We start from the raw sequence: 18,134 nt of genomic DNA, 5'->3' as shown, positions 1-18,134 counted from the left end.
TAATTTATTAGGCTTAGTACAAACTACGTTGATCTATTGGATCAAGGAAACAAAAATCGTATGACTTCTTCATCACTTCTTATTGGCCAAACTGCAATTGTCACAGGGGCAAGCAGAGGAATAGGGAAAGCTATTGCCTTGAACCTTGCTCAGGCAGGCGCAGAAGTTGTAGTGAACTATGCAAATTCAGCAACCAAAGCAGAAGAAGTAGTCTCCTTAATCAAAAGCACTGGAGGGAAAGCATATGCATTGCAAGCAAATGTGGCAGACGAGAGTTCTGTAAATGAATTGGTAGATACTGTATTAGAAAAAAGTGATCATATAGATATTTTGATAAACAACGCGGGTATAACCAAAGATGGTCTATTAATGAGGATGAAAACTGAAGATTGGCAATCAGTATTAAATCTAAACCTCACTGGTGTTTTCCTGTGCACTAAAGCAGTTTCAAGATCAATGCTTAAACAAAGAAAAGGGCGCATCATCAATATCACTTCAGTTGTAGGATTAATGGGTAATGCAGGACAAGCAAATTACGCTTCTGCAAAAGCAGGGGTAATTGGCTTCACAAAGAGTGCTGCAAAAGAATTTGCTAGTAGAGGTATCACAGTAAATGCTGTTGCACCTGGCTTTATAGAAACAGATATGACAAAAGAGTTAGATGCAGAACCAATACTTTCAGCGATCCCATTAGGGCATTTTGGGAGTACTGAGCATGTTGCTGGGACAGTTCGTTTTCTAGCTGCAGATCCAGCCTCTTCTTATATAACAGGGCAAGTTCTTCAAGTTGATGGTGGAATGGTTATGAGCTAAGAATTTCCAAACAAAATAATTAAGTATTTTCCAATGATAATTGTATAAAACACTTGCAAGAGAAGCAGCTCTCTAGACAGCTGCCTTTTGGAACGTTATGAAGACAAATGATACATGCTATAGCAAGGAATGATTAATGCGGAAATTAATTCTCTTAATGATCTTAGAAAGATTCGCTCAGCTCCAATGCTAGATATAAACCAAGAGAAAAGATTATTAAAAGAACTTAGTTCATATATGGATGACGCTGATTGGTTCACTGTTGGAATAATGGCTCCTTCATGCATGCATGCGATTTTTGTTTTAAAAGAAATGGAAAGTCTTTTTAGTTGGTCCCCAATGAAAGTAGCAACAAAGCCTCAAGAAGATGGGCCCGTTTTCCTTAAAGCTAATCAAAACACAGGAGATGTTCATATCAGAGTTGAATATGGCTTAGGCGAAGGAGTCCTCTTAAGTTGTCAATACAATAAAGATCAGAAAATTGCGAATACTTTTGGCCCCTTTCCTTTAAATATTTTCAAAGCTAAGAATTAAATCTTATAAATTAATTCAATGCATTGAAACTTTTAGCACTGTAATTCAACCATTTCTATATACCTTTCTGGAGATACTTGAATTAAGTCAATAGAGATCAAAAATAAAAAACACTTTTTAGAGGATTCTTCAAGTAAATTTATCAGCAAGACCAGTAAAATATTACAATTAAAGTGACTTTAAGAACTTTTTTAAAGGCTATCATGCAATTTAAATCTAAGATCATTAGACTTAAATCAAAGCATTTTTGAGGTGATTGGTCTTGCTACAATACTGATTGCTTTCCTAGGGATACAGTCTTATATAGCCTTGCAAGTTTTTAAAAATAAACGCAATGAACCATTTATCTTAAACAAAACTCAGATGTTCTATATCCATCAACGAATGTTAAAATACTTTGGTTGGATTCACACAAGAAAAGATTGACTATTTATCTCTTCTTCTTTTCAAAGTATTGATATGCAAAATATATAAGTAGCATTATCAGAAGAGTAAGCGCATATTTATTTAGAAATATGAGTACCCCATAAGCAAATAAAGGTAACAAACAAAACCTTTTGCACTGCAATTTTTCTTGAGATGACATGCTTGCCCAGCTAGGGATTATCCAACGGCCAAAAACTCTTTTCATAAATTCATAATGGCGCCTTAGCTACAAAGTTTCAAAGACTTGCTATTAAATACACAACTATTTAATAAGTTGATAAAAGAAAAAACACAAAGAGCCCAAGGATTGCAAACAAAGCAATGCCTAAGAGCACAAAGAGAAAGTATTTCTGAAGAGTTGCTGCGAAATCATTTTCCATATTTCTATAATGCCTTTTAAGAGCAAAATTTCAAACATACTCTACTCAAAAATGCCCTTAATCAAGTTTTTCAAGTTCCATCTGCTAAAAGCTTCTAACTAACAAAGGAATCTATTCTCACGGAATGCCAAGAAATAATAATCAAAAGGGAAAATAGAGCTACCAAATAGGCGTGAATAAATTTAAAGGCCTTTACTCAAGGAAGTCTCAACTCAAAAAAAATTGGTTAAACAACCTTCTCTTATGAAAAAAGAAAAACTAGCTCCATCACAAGTTATTCAATCGGTTGGCCAAGCTCATCGCGAAGCTTCCGAATACGCTGTAATAGCTTTAACCTTCTACTTCTAGCTGTGGCTGTTAAGAAAAGGCGTAAAGGGAAATAAATCAAAGTCATTGTCCCTGCCAGGCCAGCCATCAATATGAAAAACAGTGATCCTGAATCATTCATACTTTGAACCATAATCTGCCAAGAGGCATTAAGCACTATTTGAATCTAAAATTCAAAGGATTCGGATTTCCCCACTTATTAACATCAAGCTTTGCGTAAGAGTGTTAATACACAAATTGTGAACAGGCTCCAAAAACAAAAATGTCAAAAATTATTAGATCTTCCGATGAATCCAGAGGAGCTCTAGAGAATGGGGTGAATTCTCTTGCAGATGCAGTCAAAGTAACTATTGGTCCAAAAGGCAGGAATGTCGTACTTGAAAAGAAATTTGGAGCTCCAGACATCGTTAATGACGGAGTTACCATTGCTAGAGATATTGAGCTTGAAAATCCTTTTGAGAACTTAGGGGCAAAACTTATTGAACAAGTTGCTTCTAAAACAAAAGACAAAGCGGGTGACGGTACTACTACCGCAACAGTCTTAGCTCAAGTCATGGTGCATGAAGGTCTAAAGAATACTGCTGCAGGAGCAAGTCCAATTGAAATTCGGAGAGGGATGGAAAAAGCTGTTTCTCATATTGTTGACAAACTCCAACAACAAAGCAAAAAAATTAGTGGGGACAAAGTTCTTCAAGTTGCAACAGTTAGCTCAGGTGGTGATGAAGAAATTGGAGCAATGGTTGCCGAAGCAATGGATAAAGTATCGGTTGACGGAGTAATTACAGTAGAAGAGTCAAAATCATTGAACACCGAGTTAGAAATAACAGAAGGAATGGCTTTTGATAGAGGATATAGCTCTCCATACTTTGTTACTGATGCAGAAAGACAGATTTGTGAATTTGAAAACCCTTTATTATTAATTACTGATAGAAAAATAAGTTCAATTGCTGATCTTGTTCCGGTATTAGAAACTGTTCAGAAAAGTTCTTCCCCTCTTGTTATTTTAGCTGAAGAAGTTGATGGAGAAGCTTTAGCTACTCTTGTAGTCAATAAAAATCGTGGAGTTCTACAAGTTGCATCAGTAAGAGCACCATCTTTTGGAGAAAGAAGAAAAGCTGCTCTAGCAGATATTGCAGTTCTTACAAAAGGAACATTAATTAGCGAAGACAAAGCTATGACATTAGATAAAGTTTCATTAGCTGACTTAGGTAAAGCTAGGAAAATAACAATTACAAAAGAGTCGACCACAATAGTTGCCAATGACGACACAAAAAAAGAGGTTGCCTCTAGAGTGGCGTCTATAAAAAGAGAACTAGATCAAACAGATTCTGATTACGATAAAGAAAAGTTAAATGAGCGGATTGCGAAACTCGCTGGAGGGGTTGCCGTTATCAAAGTAGGTGCCCCAACCGAAACCGAATTAAAGAATCGCAAGCTAAGAATTGAAGATGCACTAAATGCAACTCGTGCTGCCGTAGAGGAAGGTATTGTTGCTGGAGGTGGGTCTACTCTAATTAAGTTAGGAGAAGAGCTTGATTCACTTTCTAAAAGTTTAGATGGTGATCAAGCTACAGGCGTAGATATTATCAAGAAAGCTCTTTCTGCTCCTGCAAAACAAATTGCTTTAAATGCAGGGGAGAATGGAGATGTTGTAGTTTCTGAAATACAGCGACTTGGGAAAGGATTTAATGCCGCCACAGGACAATATGAAGACTTAATTTCAGCTGGCATTATTGATGCTGTGAAAGTAATTAGGCTAGCTCTACAAGATGCAGTCTCAATCGCATCTCTTCTTATAACAACTGAAGTAATTATTGCAGACAAACCAGAACCGCCATCTCCTGCTGGTGGAGAAGGTGGTGGAGATCCAATGGGCGGAATGGGCGGAATGGGCGGAATGGGCGGAATGGGCATGCCTGGGATGGGCGGAATGGGCATGCCTGGGATGATGTGATTGATTATCTATATAAAAAATCACTCATACAAAATCTATATACCTAATGTGTTTTTGAATCAACTAAGAAGCTTTAGGGAGTGAATCACCAATCAACGGAAGCCAACGTCTCAAATGGTTTAAAGATGGTGGTGGTGGTGGTGGTGAGTTAGGACTACTTAGAGGAGTAAATAATTGATCATTATCTTCATCAGAGCTACAACTTTGAGCCTTATCAATTAATTCAGTAGTCTCAAGTTCAACATTATCAAGTTGACAGCTTTGAGAATTTGAACTGTCTTGCAAAGAAGTTTCCTGAATTAGGGTATTAGCAAGGGTTTTATTTTCCTCTATGCTTTTCTGCTCATCAAACATGTCGCTCTTAGAAGGCTGGAAAATTTCGAGATCCTTATTTGTCGAAACCTCAAGAATTTTTTCTTTTAATTCAATTTCTTGAAGAGTTTCAATGCCATAACGATGTACCCATTGAGCCTTTAAGCAATGAAGATGATCGTTAGCATCAAGCTCGACTGCTTCTTGAATTTGTGATCGGAGTTGATCTTTTCTACGAGGGGAAATTTCTATTGGCATTGTTTGTAATCAAGGAATTAAATGAGTTTGCGATTTAGGAGTGGTTTAATAGCAAAGAACAATCCTATTGTTAGAACCGTTAAAAGGAATAAGCATCCATATCCTGATATGTCTCCATAAGGAGCATGAATAAGAACACTACCTAAATTAAAGGAACTGCTATATGCAGCTCGAATAGGTTCTATAGCAAAGGTAAGAGGATTAAGTGCTGCTAGCCAGCCCAACCATGCAGGCATGAAAGAAATTGGAACTAAAGCAGTACTTGCAAAAAGCAAAGGAAGGTTGGTAACAAATATCACTGCTAGTAATTCAATATGTCCTGGCAAAACAAATGCCAAACCCAAACTTAATGCTGTTACACCAAAAACTAATATTAAAAGAGTTATCAAAACGAGAAAAATACCTCCATTAGCTGGCCATCCATATCCAAGAAAAAATGCTGCTGTCATAATCGCAAAACTCTGCAATATACTAATAGTGGTTATATAAATCACTGAAGAGATCAAAATAGAACTTCGGCTCTCTAATGGAGCAACTAATAAACGATTTAAGAAACCAAACTCACGGTCAAACATCACTGGCAACCCAGCATTAAGAGCACCACTAAATGCTGTAAATACAATTATTCCTGCACCAAGAAAGCTTCCATAATCCATTCCTCCTGGCAAAAAATTTGCGGGAGCATTTGAAAACAAAGCTCCAAATAAAATAAGCCATATCAAAGGCTGAAGTATTCCAGCAATTAATGTCGAAGGTCTACGTATTAACTGTAGAAAAAGCCTCTTGGTAAGAGCTAGAACTTCTTGGCTAAATTGCAGAAATTTAAAATCTTGATTTGTTTTAGCTGAGATTGATGAAGAGATAGTCATGTCCATAAGTTTAAAATACCGAGATTTTTTAAGGAAGTGCAATAAGTAAAAGCAAATTTTTATCTCATTGCCTGTTTAGCCTCTTTCTTCAAATCTCTCTTGCTTGCAATCTCAAGTTCCACATCCATAAGTGTTTGGCCAGTTGCCTGAAGATAGACATCATCTAGACTTGGGCGACTTTCGGCAAGCGCAAAAATATCATATCCTGCGTTAGTTAATTGAGTACGTAAAATATTCAGAGGCTCTGAATCATCAGCAAAAAAGTTTAAAGAAAACCCTTGGGAACGATTTAAAATAATGTCATGCAATCCTTTAATATTTTCAATAATAGACTTGACTTTTTCAGCCTCTTCTTCATTACTAAATTCTCTTACTTTTAAACTTACTCTTTTATTACCTAGTTTACTTTTTAGTTCATCAGGTGATCCACTTGCAATAACTTTGCCTGAATCAATGATTGCCATTTGATCAGAAAGTGCATCAACCTCTTCAAGATAATGACTGCTCAAAAGAATAGTTGTGCCATCTGCACATAGTTCTCTTAATAAAGACCAAATAGCGGCTCGGCTCTCGATATCCAAGCCAACAGTAGGTTCATCCAAAACCAATAACTCCGGTTCATGCATTAAACCTGAAGCAAGGTCAAGGCGTCTTCTCATGCCCCCTGAATAAGAGCCAGTTCTACGGTCTATCCATTCACTCATATCAAGTCGAGCAATTAGCTCCTGTATTTTGCTGTTTCGAAAAGTTCTAGGTAAATGATAAAGATCTCCGTGCAGTTGAAGTAGTTCCCTGCCGGATAATATTTTATCTATTGCAACTTCTTGAGCAACATAACCAATCTTTTTTCTAACACCTCTTGGGTTTTTCAAAGCATTTTCTCCTCCGACAATGACCTCTCCAGAATCAGGTTCCAACAACGTACAAAGAATCCTAAGGGTAGTGCTTTTCCCAGATCCATTTGGCCCAAGAAGACCAAAAAGAGACCCTTTAGGAATTGAAAGAGTAAACTTCCTTAAAGCTTTTACAGGGCCATAGGACTTCTCTATATCTTTTAACTCTACAAATGACATTAAAGAAGAAATCAGCTAATTAATTACTTTCTTATAATCTAGATAGTAAATTCAAATTAAGTGTATTTTGAAAGCTATTAATCATATTCTTTTTAGGCAATAGAAAAGACACTGCCCATATTAGTAAAAAGATAAATAGCCTGATTATGAAATTGATCGGCCAAAGTAGATCTGCTAACAACTAGTAGAAGGCAAATCCCAAACATATAAAGAATAGACCATCGAAAAAGTCCTTTAGCCCTTTGCAAATCTTCTGGATCAGCAGCTAATCTACGAACCATCTGTAAAAGTCGTACATTGAAAGGTACTAGCAAAATCCCATACAAAGCACCGCCTTCTGGCAAGGCAAATACACCAAAACAACTCAATAGTACTGTTGCCCAACCATACTGAGCTATTGCTTTCGCAGTAAATACAGATCCTTTCACTACAGGTAACATTGGTATCCCTACGGATCGATAGTCATCTTTGAGAAGAATTGCCAAAGCCCAAAAATGCGCAGGAGTCCATACCATTACCAATGCAAATAGCCACCATCCACTAAGACCTATATGACCTGTTGCGGCTGCAGCTCCAACCAAAGGAGGAATTGCACCTGCCACTCCTCCTATAACAATATTTTGAGAAGTGCGCGGCTTCAAAAATGCTGTATAAAGAAGAACGTAACTACATAAACCAAGCAAAGATAAACCTGCAGCCAAGCAATTAACACCACTTACCAATAGAGCTGCTGCGGCCAAAGTACAAGAAATAGCGCCTGTAAAAACAGCTGAAGGAGATAACTTGCCAGCAGGTAATGCCCTAGAGCTTGTTCGTTTCATTCGGCCATCTAAGTCCTGCTCCCAAAGACAATTAAGAGCTCCAGCAGCAGCAGCAGCGAGAGCTCCTCCACCAAGAGTGCAAGCAAGTCTTGGGGAAGGTAAAGGCCAACCCTCGCTCAAAGCCATCCCACCAAGTGTTGTAGCTAAAAGCAGAGGGATGAGGCGAGGCTTGGCCACCTCTAACCAAGGCGGGAGAGTAACTTTCTTTCTAGAAGGAACAACATCGTCACGACTTGGAGAAGTGGAAATGATTTGAGAAGTTGAACTAACCATGACAAGCCTCCAAAGAAATTCCTTCAGGTTCACCAGAAGAAATCGAAACAGAATAGAGATCTTTGCTACAGCAAAGTGCTGATAAAGAGGCCACTAACAAAGATGCAAATAATTGATGAAAAACTCGAATTAGAGGTTCGCTTAGGATTGAATGAACAGAAAGAATCCCTAACATAATTTGCATAGATAAGAGGACTAATACAAATAAAAGGAATGGCCATTGAGCACGAAACCAACCGCCTAAAAAAATCGCAGTTAAAACAAAAGAAAAAAGCCATAAGGAAACAGGTATTGATAAAAATCTATGCAAGTCAAGCAATTTGCAGTCAAGTCCATTGGCAAGGCATCTTTGAGCAGCCCAAGTGGTTGCCATTCTGCTCCCTATCAAACTTTGAGCAATTACAGCAAAAAGAGATATTCCACTAAAAAGTTTCCACCAAAGAGGAGGCTCTATACCAGCAGGAGAGAGTAATCTCCTAGTCAGACCACTCATCAATGCAACAAGTGTTAAAGCTAAAAACAAATGTGCCATAACAATAGTTGATGGCAAAAGATCTACAACCGTAATAGCACCTAGACCACCTTGAAAAATAACTAAAGCAAATATCAATCCACTAATCCAAGGGAACCATTTAGGCAAATAAGATTTAAAGATTAAAGACAAGCAAAATTGTATTGCGATAGTTATTCCAACAAAAAAAGCATCTAAACGATGAAACCACTCAAGAAAAACCCGAACATTCATTTGTCCTTTCGGGAAAAGGACTCCATAACAAAGAGGCCAATCTGGGCATGCCAACCCTGCTTCCATAACACGTGTAGCACCCCCAATAACAACTAGAAAAACTAGTGCTACAACAATATGAGCAGCCAATTTACCAAGGCGGTCTCTAATCAAATTTGAAGTCAGACTAATAGTCAAGCTCAGCAATAAATAGTCTTCTTGTATAGCAAGTTAGCTATTCAGAGAATTACGGCACGATATTTCTCAGGACTTCACCTTAAATTGTTCCTAAAATCTCCCATTCCTGACAAAAAATATTCTCTTGCGGGTTTCTCAATACCAAAAAGTCCAAAAAAGGAAGAAATTCTAATGAATCTAATCAAAATACATTCGTTGTTCATGCTAAAAGGAAAGATTATATATAAGTTAGATATATATAGATTTGAGGAGTTTTGTATTGCCACTAACGGCTATATATACGATATTAATTAGCCTAGCCCTCATTTTGGGGGGTATATGGGCTGAGGACAATCTAAATTTATTGCCAGTTGTCGCTAGCTCAAATGCTCCTATTTATGATGAACTCTTCAGGGTTCTTTTTGTTATTGGAATAATTTTATTTGTTGGGATGACAGCCTTAGTAATTTATAGTCTTATCACATTTAGAAAAAGACCAGGACAAACTAGTGACGGCATAGCAATAGAAGACAATCTGCCTTTAGAGATATTTTGGACAGCTGTACCTGCAATAGTTGTTCTGTTTGTTGGTCTTTATAGCTACGACATATACGAACGAATGGGTGGGATGCAATTAGCCTCTAATAATTCACATGATCACAGCTTAATGATGAAAGACGAAAGAATATGGGGAGGTATTGGCACGGCGCAAGAAGAGAATCCTGAAGGAGCTCTATCCCCCGTTAATGTTGAAGTAACTGCAATGCAATTTGCATTCCTTTTTAATTATCCCAAAGGAGAAATAATCTCTGGAGAACTTCATGTTCCAGCAGGTCGTCCCGTAAGTATGAAAATGGATTCAAAAGATGTCATCCATGCCTTTTGGGTCCCTGAATTCCGACTAAAGCAAGATATAATTCCCGGTCAACCAACAATTTTAAATTTTACACCTACTAAAATCGGTAGATATCCCATAATATGCGCAGAGCTTTGTGGGCCATACCACGGGGGAATGAGATCAACTGTAGTAGTTGAGGAGCCGGAAGAATATGAATCTTGGTTCAACAAAAACTCAAAAATACCTGAGGTAGCGCTATGAGTATTTCAGTTCCACCAAACACTGAACAAAGCTCTAAAGGCATTCAGCCAACAGGGTGGTTGCGTTATTTTAGTTTTAGCCTTGATCACAAAGTCATCGGACTCCAATATTTAGTTTGTGGATTCATTTTTTATTTAATTGGTGGAGCACTTGCAAGTGCAATACGCATCGAATTAACCAGCCCTATCTCTGACTTTATGCCTAGAGATGTATATAACCAAGTTCTTACTCTTCATGGCACTATAATGATATTTCTCTGGATTGTTCCAGTAGTAAATGGAGCATTTGGTAACTATCTAATACCTTTCTATGTAGGGGCTAGAGATATGGCTTTCCCTCGCCTAAATGCAGTTGCATTCTGGTTAATACCTCCAGCAGGATTAATGCTCATTAGTAGTTATTTTATAAATGGTGCAGCCCAATCAGGATGGACAGCTTACCCTCCTCTAAGTATTACGACGCCTGCAGCAGGCCAAATTGTATGGATATTAAGTGTTCTTCTTTTAGGAGGAAGCTCTATTTTTGGTGGAATTAACTTCATCGCGACTATTCTCAAGCTTCGACGGCCAGGATTAAAGCTGATGCAATTACCTATGTATTGCTGGGCAATGCTAGGTACAAGCATATTGGTAGTTCTATCAACACCTGTTTTAGCGGGCACTCTTATCCTGCTGAGTTTTGACATTGTTGCTCATACAGGTTTCTTTAATCCGTCTCTTGGCGGCAACGTAATTGTTTATCAACATCTTTTTTGGTTTTATTCACACCCTGCTGTTTACATCATGGTTTTGCCTGCCTTTGGATTAGTAAGTGAAATCCTTCCAGTTCATTCACGTAAACCTCTTTTTGGCTATGCCACAATGGTTTACTCAATCATGGGGATTGTAGTTTTGGGACTTGTGGTGTGGGCTCACCATATGTTTACAAGTGGTACTCCTCCTTGGATGAGACTCTTTTTTACTATTGCCACTTCCTTTATTGCTGTACCGACAGGAATAAAATTCTTTAACTGGGTAGCAACTCTATGGGGAGGGCGTATCTCTCTTAATAGCGCAATACTATTTTCCTGTGGTTTTATTGTTAACTTTGTTTTAGGAGGCATTACTGGAGTAGCTTTGGCTCAAGTGCCTTTTGATGTTCATGTTCATGACACCTACTTTGTAGTTGCTCACTTCCATTACATAGTCTATGGGGGGTCAGTTTTTGTAATATTTTCTTCTATTTACCATTGGTATCCAAAATTCACAGGAAAAATGCTTGACGAGAAACTTGGAAAGATTCATTTCCTTTTAACCTTTATTGGATTTAATCTCTGTTTTGCTCCTCAACACTGGCTAGGACTTAATGGAATGCCAAGACGAGTAGCTGAATACGACCCTCAATTCACTTTTGTCAATCAAATTAGTAGTGTTGGGGCTCTCCTAATGGCTCTAAGTACTCTTCCATTCCTTTGGAATGTTTTCCATAGTGCCTTTCGCGGAGAATCTTCTGGGGATAATCCATGGCAAGCACTCACGCCTGAATGGCTTACCAGTTCCCCCCCTCCCGTTGAGAACTGGGTTGGAGAGCCTCCTCTAGTAACTAAGCCTTATGGCTATGGACAAAGCCAACTGTCCAAAGAAATTCCCAATTCCTTTATTGAGGACAAAAAATAATGACAACTATTTCATCTGTTGACAAAAAAGCTGAAGAATTAACTTCGCAAACAGAAGAACATCCCGATCTCAGATTATTTGGCCTAGTTTCTTTCTTGGTTGCAGACGGAATGACATTTGCCGGCTTTTTTGCAGCATATTTAACTTTCAAAGCAGTCAACCCACTGCTACCTGACGCTATATACGAATTAGAACTACCTCTACCAACACTAAATACCATTTTGCTGCTTGTTAGCAGTGCAACCTTCCATAGAGCTGGGAAGGCTTTGGAGGCGAAAGAATCAGAAAAATGCCAAAGATGGTTACTAATAACCGCTGGCCTTGGAATAGCTTTCCTTGTAAGTCAAATGTTTGAATACTTTACTTTGCCCTTTGGGCTTACCGACAATCTTTACGCAAGTACTTTCTATGCTCTCACTGGTTTTCATGGCCTACATGTAACTCTAGGCGCGATAATGATTTTAATTGTCTGGTGGCAAGCACGTTCTCCAGGGGGGCGAATAACCACAGAAAATAAATTTCCTTTGGAAGCCGCAGAACTCTATTGGCACTTTGTTGATGGGATTTGGGTAATTTTATTCATCATCCTTTATCTACTTTAATCTTGAATTCTTGATAGCAAAAAAAATATTTCACATGGTTTATTGCCACAATTGCACTTATTCGTCAGAATTAATAGAAACTAATAGAACTATTAAATGCTGGTAGGCAAGGAATTACTCGACAAAGCCAGATCCTTAAGCAAATGTTCTGAGGATGAAATCGCAAGAGGCTGTGGTTACGTAGGCCCAAGCGGAAGGGTTTTGCGTAAAAGTTACTACAGAGCATTAGTACAAGCCAAAGGATATAAGCTACGTTCAAATGGTCCTGGAAGACCTGGCAATAGATCCTCACGTGGACGGCAGGCAGAATTTAAAACAAAAGTCCATGGGAATGGCAATCTTCTAATTGGCCATGCATATACAAAAAAGATGGGCTTAGAGCCTGGTCAAGAGTTTCGAATCGATGTAAGGAGAGATTCTGGGGCCATATGTTTACTCCCACTTGGGGGTAAAAAATTAGAAATCAACAATTAAACAGAATTCAACTGGTATATTTCTATTTTATTAATAGGTTCAAGTTTTATGAATATCCATTAGCTTTAAGCCAATTATCAGATATTTCAAGAGGTTTTGTTTTCAATTGATTACTTTTATCAGCCATATCAGATCTTTGTTCAAGCAAGCTTTCAGTATATTTAGCTATTAAATCTGCTTCTAGATTAACAAATTCACCTTCAAGCAAGTATTGCAATGAGGTATTTGCCCAAGTATGCGGAATTACTGCTATTGAAAGTATGTTGCCTTCCTTTCTTTTTGCAATAGTAAGACTTACACCATTCAAAGCAATACTTGCTTTATCACAGGTATATTTTGCAAAAATATTTTCTTGCCAGCGAATTTGCAAATCCCAAGAACTAGTTAACTCTTTAATAGAAACAACTTTCCCTAAACCATCAATATGACCGCTAACAAAATGTCCTCCTAAGCGATCAGAAATCCTCAAAGCAGGTTCTAAATTGACAAAGCCTCTTTCCGTAGCCTTCTCTCCCAACGAAGTCCTGGCTAAAGTCTCTTCACTTACATCAGCAAAAAAACCTTTATTCCTTAATGCAGCAACTGTTAAACAAACGCCATCAACAGCGATACTATCTCCAAGCGCTATAGAAGGGAAGGAAGTAGGAACCTCTACCAATACTTTCTTGCCAGCACGATGAATAGTTCCTACTGCTTGTACAAGACCCGTAAACATTAGATAGTCCTAAAAAGAAAATACTGAGCCATAATCAAGCAAGCAATCTAAAGCGAAGAAAATTAAATGGCGATACCTAAGATTACAGCGAAGAGATCATGAAATGCGTTCTAATCAATGGAAAATGAGTCATAAAAGAAATCCATTTGGTCTTGGCCCTGAGGTGAGTTTATTTACATTAGGGACAATGCGCGCAATTGAATCAATAGATCAGATGTATTTGATTCTTAAGGAAGCTTATTTTGCAGGAATTAATCATATAGAAACATCTCCTGCATATGGACCAGCAGAAATTTTCCTAGGGGAATCTCTAAAAAAGCTGAAAGCCAAAGGAATTGAGCCTAGAGGTGGTTGGATAATAACCAGCAAACTTCTTCCAAGCATTAAATTCTCCAATGGCAAAAAACAACTTAAAGGAATCATCAAGAGACTAGGAATATCCAAAGTTCATAATCTTGCAATTCATGGCTTAAATCTCCCTGAGCACCTTAACTGGGCTTTACAAGGAGAAGGTGCTGAATTGCTAAAATGGGCCCAATCTGAGGACCTAATTGGACAAGTAGGCTTCAGCTCTCATGGCTCATTTCAATTAATCAATGAGGCAATTGAAAGTAATCAATTTAATTTCTGCAGTCTTCATCTACATTTATTAGATCAAGAAAGGATACCGCTGGCACAGGCAGCTTTAAAAAAAGGAATGGGAGTTATAGCCATTTCACCTGCAGATAAAGGAGGTCATTTACATACACCAAGTCAAACTCTGATTGAAGATTGTTCCCCATTCAAGCCACTCGAGTTGGCTTATCGATACTTATTATCACAAGGAATTAGCACTCTTACCTTAGGAGCAAATAAGACTAAAGACTTATACCTTGCAAAAAAGCTTGGGGATTCAAATTCACCACTATCTAGTTCCGAAAAGCTTTTAATTGATCGCCTAATGAAAAACATCACTCATCGCTTGGGGAATACATTTTGTGGCCAATGTAGAGAGTGCTTACCTTGTCCCAATGAAGTCCCAATCCCAAATATTTTACGCCTCCGAAACCTCGACATTGGACTTAATCTTCAAACTTTCTCAAAAGAAAGATATAATCTCATTGGGAAAGCAGGGCATTGGTGGGAAAAATATGATGCAAGTGCTTGTATGAAATGTGGAGATTGCCTGCCTAGATGTCCAAATAACCTAAATATTCCAGAACTTCTTGAAGAAACTCATTCTAAATTAATTGATAAACCAGAAAGAAGATTATGGGGATGAATTATTCCAACGGTCCTCAAGAGCTTCCTTTTCAAGACTATTTAAAGGAGGAAGTGACCAAGAATTCTTAAAATTTTCTTCAAATTGATAAATGGTTTGATATCTATTAGGCAAAGAATTTATACCCTCCTTGAGATAAGCGTACTTGACAGGAGGGATAACACCTCTTGCAAGCAATTTAAGCAACAACGGCAACTCCCTACTTTTCTTGATCCATTCTGATGGCAATGGTTGAGATGTTGATTTTGGTCGCAGCAACAATGTCCAATTTAAAGGAGCTCCTTCCTTAGGGAAGGCAATACTTAAGCGAGGATCACTTGCAAGAGCTTTTAAGCAAAAATGAAGTGGTAAAACAGCTACTTTTGCTTTTCCTGAAAGCAGCCAATTCAATCCATTCCTATCGTCAAAGCTTCTCGCTTGAAGCTTTAAAAGTCTTAATGAATCTGTATCTCGCATTCGATCAGCCAAGGACATTATCACTCGAGGGCTACTGGGCAAGATCACCTGTTCTCTTAGATCAGATTCTAAAAGAACTTCCCAAGATTCTCTTGCCTTAGGCAACCAACGATCTCCTCCTCGAAAAATCAATACCCAAGGACTAACTGCTAGAGGTAAAAGCCGAGCTGAGATATCAGCCTTAAAACTATTTAAGAATGATATTGCTTGGCTATTAAGCTCCTCATATAAAGTAACGTCTCCAATAGCTTGAAAATGCTCATAAGGACAATTACTAAGCCATCCATCTCCAAGCGCTATTAAATCAATCTGTTTGTCTAATTGATTTTTATTGAATTTTACTTCTGTTGAAGAAGCCAAAAATTGATATCTCCAGGATGATGGCAAACTCTGCAAAAATTCTCTGGGTAAAACATCTTTAGGCAAAACTAAAGTTGCTCTATTGGACGCATAAGAACAACCTGAAAGGCTCAACAATCCAGTCAAAGCCCCTAAACGAATAAACTCTCTTCTCCCAAGGGTCAAATTTTTCATGGTCAAGACCCTAAAACTATCAAAAGCATACCTATTAAATTTTATCTAATTGATCAACTGCAAATTCACATTCTTCAATTAGTTTCTTGCAACTAACGCCATTATTTTGTGCTAACAAAACAAATGCTCCTGCACCTACTCCTTCTTTTACATATCCAATCTCATAATCTCGCAGAACCTGCTTAGAGCTTTTCGTAAAACGTAATCCAGCAGAAAGGCCTAAAAGAGATACCTCAAAAGAATCTTCTACAAGTTTAATCAAAGATTGGAAAGCACTCTGACCTATGGATAAAGATAATGATTCATTTGCAAGCCAATATGTTGTCCCAATCGAAATATCTTCTACAAAATCATCCTTTAATGAAGAATCAATAGATGCTAGAGCAGTTGCTAATACAGCTAACATCTGACTACCTCCACCTAACAAAACAGGTTGTTTAACTTTTCTTGCACCTAACAAAAGGCCAACTGCAAATGGCTGAAACGGGTCTCCCACCGCCGCTAATAACTCCTTAGGGCATGGTTTTGCTCCTAAAGATAAGGACTGCAAACCTTTTTCAACTATCTTCTTTTTTAAAGTCATAGGAGGGGTACGACTACTACCGCTGATCAATTCACTTGCTGTAATACCAAGTCCAGTTAATACCGCTAGTGCAGTAGTCGTTCCTCCTGGAACACATTCTGTAAGTAGCAATGGGCTGGCTAATTCTAATCCCATCTTCATGCCTTCTTCAAAAAGGTTTTCTACTCTATTGATATCCATAGCTTTACCAGTGGTTATGCATTCAGAGGGGCCCTGGGAAGGTGATTCAATTGAAAGGCAAGGGAAAGAAGGAGTTTGAAGAATGCCAGCCTGAGCAATTAGTGACTTAACACCTATTAAGTCAGAAGCCACATAACTAATTAGTGCAGGAGAAACACCTGCTGAGAGAGGGGGCAAAGGCCACCTTCTTGAAGCAGTAGGACCGTGCAAAAGAAACTCTGCATCTGCAACAGCAGTAAAACGTCTAGACTCCTTAGTTGCGCCAGCTGCTGATATACCTTCTATTTCGGCAGTCTTAGTACCTGCTAAAACCAAAATACTTGTTATATCACTAATAGAAGTACTCCAAATATCTATCCAACGATTCAAAAGAGATGGTGATGATGATGATGACCCAAATACATTGCATCTATCAGATGACCTTAATGAAAAGATATTGCTTTGAGTAGATTCAAACTGATTCAAACTGGGTCCCATAAAATCAAATTATTTAATAGTCGTGGGGGCAATGGCAATGGTGCTTGCAATTTTGGAAAGATCCAAAACGCAACAGCATGCAAAGTTAGAACAAAAATCAATTCTTGAAGAATAATTAACATTAACGCCGCTATTTGAACAAAGAATAAATCTGGGACGAATGAGAGATTCAATAGATCTATTATTCGCTCAAGTAAAATTAATCCTGCTCTAGTAACAACAACCCAAAGGTTTTCGCCAACTAAAAAAGAAAGCAAAAAAACTCTTACAAGAAAACCTATTGTTCCAATCATCACACCTATAGACCAACTCACCCACCAACTAAAGCCTCTAAACCAACTCCAGCCAAGCCAAAGAGCAAGAAATCCATAGGGGAACAAAACCAAAGGACCTCTCACAGGCCCCATTAATCCCACTAAAAGCATCACTAAAAGAGCTGTTCCTTCTATACCTGAAGAGGGGCCTCTCCTGACTTGCAAAAGAGCTAAAGGAAGGGGCAAGGCAATCCTGAAAAAAGCCCCCCCGATAGGTAAATAATAAAGAGCTATCCATATCAATGCAGAAGCAGCAGCCAAGTAAGAGGTTTCTACTATGCGAACCGACTTCCTTCGTGAGAGAGGTATACGAAAAGCATTTTTTTGCCTGACCATGGCCTTATTAAGACTCCTCAAATCACTTACCTCGAGAATGAATCTTTAGAAACTGTTTTTTTATTAAAACTCTCTATTTTTTCAATTTCAAAACTCACGCCAGCATCACGCAAGGCATTTGTTACTTCTTCTGCTGGAGCAGAAGGATTTGCTCCTGACAATCTAATAATAATTCTATAAGGTTTAGGTTTAAAAGATCTATCTCTTTTAGGGGAAGGAGTCAATTTTTTTTTAGTAATATGAGGCTTTTTCTTTTTTTCTAAGTTTACTTTTTGTTTTGAAGCGCGTTTAGCAATTGTAATCTTATTACTTTTTGCTTTAGAAGTTTTATCTCCTATAGGTTCATCTTTTTTCCTATCCTTTCCTTGTGATTGAACGGGGGCTTCAAAGCTATTGGCAAGTCTTTCGCCAACTTTCGAATTTGAACATGACTGAATCACAAAAAAGCAAATTAGTGCCAAAAATATCTTCATGATTTTCTAGAAATGACTAATTTTAAAATAATCA

General features: G+C 38.0%; 19 protein-coding genes. 8 read left to right on the top strand and 11 right to left on the bottom strand.

All coding sequences use genetic code 11. The features are described 5' to 3' along the window. The first annotated feature begins 60 nt into the window (after positions 1 to 60). Entirely contained in the window at positions 61 to 813 is a 753-nt protein-coding gene (fabG, locus tag PRO_RS02310) for a 3-oxoacyl-[acyl-carrier-protein] reductase (RefSeq protein WP_011124607.1), read from the top strand. Positions 814 to 942: 129 nt separating this feature from the next. Beyond that, positions 943 to 1,347 carry a DUF1824 family protein gene (locus PRO_RS02305; RefSeq protein WP_011124606.1) on the top strand — a complete coding sequence of 135 codons (405 nt, stop codon included), beginning with the start codon at positions 943 to 945 and terminating at the stop codon, positions 1,345 to 1,347. Between the two features lie 1,080 nt (positions 1,348 to 2,427). Here the strand turns inward: PRO_RS02305 and PRO_RS02300 are convergent. After that, positions 2,428 to 2,613, bottom strand: a complete 186-nt coding sequence (locus PRO_RS02300; RefSeq protein ID WP_164923186.1) for a hypothetical protein — start codon at positions 2,611 to 2,613, stop codon at positions 2,428 to 2,430. Positions 2,614 to 2,742: 129 nt separating this feature from the next. Here PRO_RS02300 and groL point away from each other — a divergent pair, with 129 nt between their 5' ends. Further along, positions 2,743 to 4,434, top strand: coding sequence for a chaperonin GroEL (gene groL, locus PRO_RS02295; protein ID WP_011124603.1), 1,692 nt, complete (start codon positions 2,743 to 2,745; stop codon positions 4,432 to 4,434). A gap of 63 nt (positions 4,435 to 4,497) precedes the next feature. Here groL and PRO_RS02290 read toward each other — a convergent pair whose 3' ends face one another. From PRO_RS02290 to PRO_RS02270, 5 genes are all read right to left on the bottom strand, one after another. After that, entirely contained in the window at positions 4,498 to 5,004 is a 507-nt protein-coding gene (locus PRO_RS02290) for a hypothetical protein (RefSeq protein ID WP_011124602.1), read from the bottom strand. A gap of 17 nt (positions 5,005 to 5,021) precedes the next feature. Further along, positions 5,022 to 5,873, bottom strand: a complete 852-nt coding sequence (locus PRO_RS02285; protein ID WP_011124601.1) for an ABC transporter permease — start codon at positions 5,871 to 5,873, stop codon at positions 5,022 to 5,024. A 59-nt stretch (positions 5,874 to 5,932) separates the two neighbouring features. Beyond that, positions 5,933 to 6,946: an ABC transporter ATP-binding protein gene (locus tag PRO_RS02280; RefSeq protein ID WP_011124600.1), complete on the bottom strand. Its 1,014-nt coding sequence runs from the start codon at positions 6,944 to 6,946 to the stop codon at positions 5,933 to 5,935. 92 nt (positions 6,947 to 7,038) lie between these two features. After that, on the bottom strand, positions 7,039 to 8,040 hold the full coding sequence (locus PRO_RS02275) for a heme o synthase (RefSeq protein ID WP_011124599.1): 1,002 nt from the start codon (positions 8,038 to 8,040) through the stop codon (positions 7,039 to 7,041). Next, positions 8,033 to 8,938: a COX15/CtaA family protein gene (locus PRO_RS02270; protein WP_225866400.1), complete on the bottom strand. Its 906-nt coding sequence runs from the start codon at positions 8,936 to 8,938 to the stop codon at positions 8,033 to 8,035. The genes PRO_RS02275 and PRO_RS02270 overlap by 8 nt, the downstream gene beginning before the upstream one ends. A gap of 283 nt (positions 8,939 to 9,221) precedes the next feature. Between PRO_RS02270 and PRO_RS02265 the strand changes: the two genes are divergently transcribed. The 4 genes from PRO_RS02265 (at position 9,222) to PRO_RS02250 (ending at position 12,771) form a co-directional block, all read left to right on the top strand. Then, positions 9,222 to 10,040, top strand: a complete 819-nt coding sequence (locus tag PRO_RS02265) for a cytochrome c oxidase subunit II (protein WP_036891713.1) — start codon at positions 9,222 to 9,224, stop codon at positions 10,038 to 10,040. Then, positions 10,037 to 11,695: a cytochrome c oxidase subunit I gene (gene ctaD, locus PRO_RS02260; protein WP_011124596.1), complete on the top strand. Its 1,659-nt coding sequence runs from the start codon at positions 10,037 to 10,039 to the stop codon at positions 11,693 to 11,695. Before PRO_RS02265 ends, ctaD begins: the two co-directional genes overlap by 4 nt. Then, positions 11,695 to 12,297 (top strand): cytochrome c oxidase subunit 3, encoded by a 603-nt coding sequence (locus PRO_RS02255; protein ID WP_011124595.1) that lies wholly within the window; start codon positions 11,695 to 11,697, stop codon positions 12,295 to 12,297. The genes ctaD and PRO_RS02255 overlap by 1 nt, the downstream gene beginning before the upstream one ends. Positions 12,298 to 12,393: 96 nt before the next feature. Continuing rightward, a complete protein-coding gene (locus PRO_RS02250; RefSeq protein WP_011124594.1) occupies positions 12,394 to 12,771 on the top strand; it encodes an AbrB family transcriptional regulator in 378 nt (125 codons plus the stop codon). Between the two features lie 46 nt (positions 12,772 to 12,817). Here PRO_RS02250 and PRO_RS02245 read toward each other — a convergent pair whose 3' ends face one another. After that, a complete protein-coding gene (locus PRO_RS02245; protein ID WP_011124593.1) occupies positions 12,818 to 13,486 on the bottom strand; it encodes a riboflavin synthase in 669 nt (222 codons plus the stop codon). A 103-nt stretch (positions 13,487 to 13,589) separates the two neighbouring features. On the opposite strand from PRO_RS02245, the gene PRO_RS02240 reads away from it, so the two are divergent. After that, entirely contained in the window at positions 13,590 to 14,747 is a 1,158-nt protein-coding gene (locus PRO_RS02240) for an aldo/keto reductase (RefSeq protein WP_413315576.1), read from the top strand. On the opposite strand, the gene PRO_RS02235 is transcribed toward PRO_RS02240, so the two are convergent. Genes PRO_RS02235 through PRO_RS02220 form a run of 4 tightly spaced genes read right to left on the bottom strand, consistent with a single transcriptional unit; the run spans position 14,736 to position 18,100 of the window. Beyond that, positions 14,736 to 15,737 (bottom strand): ABC transporter substrate-binding protein, encoded by a 1,002-nt coding sequence (locus PRO_RS02235; protein WP_036891711.1) that lies wholly within the window; start codon positions 15,735 to 15,737, stop codon positions 14,736 to 14,738. The two genes, PRO_RS02240 and PRO_RS02235, sit on opposite strands and share 12 nt — an antisense overlap. A gap of 34 nt (positions 15,738 to 15,771) precedes the next feature. After that, positions 15,772 to 16,977, bottom strand: coding sequence for a nicotinate mononucleotide-dependent phosphoribosyltransferase CobT (gene cobT, locus PRO_RS02230; RefSeq protein ID WP_225866399.1), 1,206 nt, complete (start codon positions 16,975 to 16,977; stop codon positions 15,772 to 15,774). Then, the gene (locus PRO_RS02225) at positions 16,962 to 17,627 is read right to left on the bottom strand and encodes a DUF2232 domain-containing protein (protein ID WP_036891708.1); all 666 of its coding nucleotides are present in this window, start codon (positions 17,625 to 17,627) and stop codon (positions 16,962 to 16,964) included. Before PRO_RS02225 ends, cobT begins: the two co-directional genes overlap by 16 nt. A 26-nt stretch (positions 17,628 to 17,653) precedes the next feature. Continuing rightward, the gene (locus PRO_RS02220) at positions 17,654 to 18,100 is read right to left on the bottom strand and encodes a hypothetical protein (RefSeq protein ID WP_011124588.1); all 447 of its coding nucleotides are present in this window, start codon (positions 18,098 to 18,100) and stop codon (positions 17,654 to 17,656) included. Positions 18,101 to 18,134 lie beyond the last annotated feature (34 nt).

Source organism: Prochlorococcus marinus subsp. marinus str. CCMP1375 (assembly GCF_000007925.1).
GTDB classification, from domain to species: Bacteria; Cyanobacteriota; Cyanobacteriia; order PCC-6307; family Cyanobiaceae; genus Prochlorococcus_E; species Prochlorococcus_E marinus.
The sequence above is the reverse complement of the archived record's forward strand: the minus strand, read 5'-3'. Positions and strand labels throughout refer to the sequence as shown.